The organism is Desulfosarcina sp. (assembly GCF_033791525.1).
In the GTDB taxonomy this organism is placed as follows: domain Bacteria; phylum Desulfobacterota; class Desulfobacteria; order Desulfobacterales; family Desulfosarcinaceae; genus Desulfosarcina.
In genome coordinates this window covers 1-2,817 of record NZ_JASJGN010000395.1, presented here as the reverse complement: position 1 = coordinate 2,817, position 2,817 = coordinate 1, and the positions used below count along the sequence as shown (strand labels likewise).

At 56.9% G+C, this 2,817-nt stretch carries 3 protein-coding genes; 1 reads left to right on the top strand and 2 read right to left on the bottom strand.

The features are described from left to right. A partial coding sequence (locus QNK41_RS19555) for a hypothetical protein (RefSeq protein WP_319260452.1) occupies positions 1-1,027 on the top strand: 1,027 nt, incomplete at its 5' end. A gap of 14 nt (positions 1,028-1,041) precedes the next feature. Here the strand turns inward: QNK41_RS19555 and QNK41_RS19550 are convergent. Together QNK41_RS19550 and QNK41_RS19545 are read right to left on the bottom strand one after the other, a co-directional pair. Next, positions 1,042-1,623 carry a hypothetical protein gene (locus tag QNK41_RS19550; protein ID WP_319260450.1) on the bottom strand — a complete coding sequence of 194 codons (582 nt, stop codon included), beginning with the start codon at positions 1,621-1,623 and terminating at the stop codon, positions 1,042-1,044. 28 nt (positions 1,624-1,651) lie between these two features. Next, complete coding sequence (locus QNK41_RS19545) at positions 1,652-2,731, bottom strand: MBL fold metallo-hydrolase (RefSeq protein ID WP_319260447.1); 1,080 nt, start codon at positions 2,729-2,731, stop codon at positions 1,652-1,654. Between the last annotated feature and the right edge of the window lie 86 nt (positions 2,732-2,817).

Genomic DNA, 2,817 nt, shown 5'->3' with positions numbered 1-2,817 from the left:
CATGCCCCTTCCCGGAAACCTGTTGACCACCGCCATGGCAGTGATGCCCCACACCGACGTTTCAAGAGCCCTTGAAATGGCCCTGTCGCTGGATGTGCCCTTTTGGCCCCAGTTGCCCAACTTCAGCTACTATGAAGACATGTATGTTCAGGCGGCGGAGCATTTTCCCGGCATCATACTCGACGTCAGCAAGCGGACGCTGCGGTTTTCCATAGACCGCTTTGCCGAGGAGTTTGAAGAGACGCTTGCCCGGTTTGACGACCCTGAATATTTCGACATCAGTGAAACCTATTCCGCCGTATACCACCGGTTTCTTTCCCTCGACCTGGCCGATCGACCGGCTATCCGGGGACAGTTGGAAGGTCCGGTCAGTTTTGGATTCAACATTCTCGATCAGGACGAGCGGCCCATTCTTTTCGACGATACGGTTCGGCCCTTTATGTTGGAGTTCATGGCCAAACGGTTGAACGTCCAGTTGAGTCGACTGAAAAACAGGAACGCCAATGCATTCATGTTTGTGGACGAACCGGGGCTCCAGTTTCTGTTTTCCGCATTGGCGGGGTACAGTGACATCAAGGCCAAGGGCGACCTCGACCAGTTCTTCGCCCAGGTGGATCGGCCCCGGGGAATTCACCTGTGCGGCAATCCGGATTGGGACTTCCTGCTGAACCTCGACCTGGAGGTGTTGTCCATGGACATTTACACCAATGCGGAGATTTTTTCATCCTACGCCGCATCCATCCGGCGATTCCTGGACAAGGGCGGATTGATTGTCTGGGGGATTGTTCCCACCGGAATGGAGACATTTTCTCAGGAGGATCTGCCGTCGCTGATCGGTCACCTGGAATCGGTCTGGCAAGCCTTGCTTAAAAAGGGGGTGGATCGGGATCGATTGATCGCACAGAGCATGCTGTCCCCTGCCACCTGCTGTTTGGTGAACCCGGACAAGGAGAAAACCGTGGAGCGTGCTTTCTCATCCGTGAACCAGATGTCACGGCAAATGAGAGATGCCCACCGACTGGGTTGACACAACCGTCGCACCTACTCAACCGGTTTCCAGTACCCTTCCTGCTTGACGTATCTCACCTGGGAAGCGGGTACCCAGATCCGCTCCTCATGATCCTGCTCGTATCGCCAGTGGTCAACCATCCACACCTTCTTTACGCCATAATCCCAATAACCGGGTTCGGTTCGTGTGTCCATGACAGGCGGCACCCACACTTCCTCCGGTTCGGGGGGCAGTGCCGGCACCACCGGAGGGGGATTGTTCACGATGATGATCGGCTGGATTTCCCGCACCACGGTCGTGCTGGCGGGCCGCCAATAGCCGGGACGGCCATGCCCTGGCCTGCCGGGTTTATAACCCGGATAGATCGGATGGGCAGGTTTTCCCGGGGACCCCGGATGCAACGACCGCCGGGACGGCTGTCTGAAGCGGCTGCGTTTGTCGTGGGAAGGGCGCCTGGCTGATCGATTAAACCGGCTTCGTATATCCGGTGACGGCGGTTGTGTGTTGGATCGTATGCCGAACCGATGATGCGTCCCGTGATGGCTGCGATCGGCAAAAAGATCCTGAGGGCCGACGAAAATTAGTAGAAGCGTGACAAGCAGTATTTTTTGCATTACCCATCCCTTTCGATGCGGCATCACATCAAAAAAAGTAGGTCTCACCATGTCCCAGGGGAATCCACTGCCGGAGAAGCCCTTTTTCGCCCAGCGCTTTTTCAAGATCCGCAGGCGGAAAGTGTACCGGCTCGTCACCCAGTTGGAAGGTCCCCCAGTGGGCGATCATCAATTGCCTGGCCTTGATTTCCTGAAAGGCCTGGACTGTTTCTGCCGGGTTCATGTGGCTGGGTGCCATGAACCACCGCGGCGCATAGGCGCCCATGTTGAAGATGGCCAGGTCGATGTCATAATCGGCGGCCAATTGCTCGAATCCATCGAAGTAGGCGCTGTCTCCGGAAATATAGATAGTTGGTCCACCGGCGGTTTTGATCAGATAGCCGCCCCACAGGGAGCGGTTGGGGCCGATGATGGGGTTGCGCATGGTCCAGTGGTTGGCGGGCAGAAAGGTGATCTCCCGGGCGCCGTCCCTGTAACGTTCAAACCAGTCCAACTGGGTGCGATGGGTCATGCCCACTGCTTTGAATTCCCTATCATACCCCAAGGGGCTGATCACATGGGTGCCGGGATCCAGCGTCGCCAGGGACCGATGATCCAGATGGTCGTAGTGGCCGTGGGTGATTAGCACGTGGTCCGGCCGCGGCATGCTCTCCGGGTTGAAGGCCAGGGGCGAATAATCCTTGATGAACCAGAAGATGTCGTTGAACACCGGATCGATCAGCAGAACACGATCCACATCCTTGATCAGCACGGTCGAATGTTTGATGAAGGTAACCGACACACCCCGGTGGGCCTTTACCGGCTCCCAGTCGATGGCGACGGGTGAAATCGGCTGGTCGTCAAGGAAATCACCGTAGGCATTCTTGTGAAAAAGCTTCCACGACAGCACCTGCCAGAATCGACCGTCGCGCGGGATACCCATGGGATTCGAAAAGGTGCCCGACCCGTGATGTATCCTGCGTTGGGCCATTTCCCGGAGGCTGTCGCCGTTCAGCGGGCGATAGTGAAGTGTTGCTGATGGGCCTTCGGTGTTTGCGGCCGCCTGCACAACCCGGGGCAGAAACTGGGCTGCCAGCAACGTCTTGAGTGCCGCTGAGAGCCTGCCCATAAATTTTCTCCTGGAGATGCGCTGAATCGGATCAAGCATGTTTGGGTTGGTATCGAACGTGACGCTCCTTAGTCAACAGGTTCCTC

Excerpts from the sequence above, each read along its gene's own strand:
- QNK41_RS19550 (WP_319260450.1), bottom strand. The coding sequence starts at position 1,623 with ATGCAAAAAATACTGCTTGTCACGCTTCTACTAATTTTCGTCGGCCCT.
- QNK41_RS19545 (WP_319260447.1), bottom strand. The coding sequence starts at position 2,731 with ATGGGCAGGCTCTCAGCGGCACTCAAGACGTTGCTGGCAGCCCAGTTT.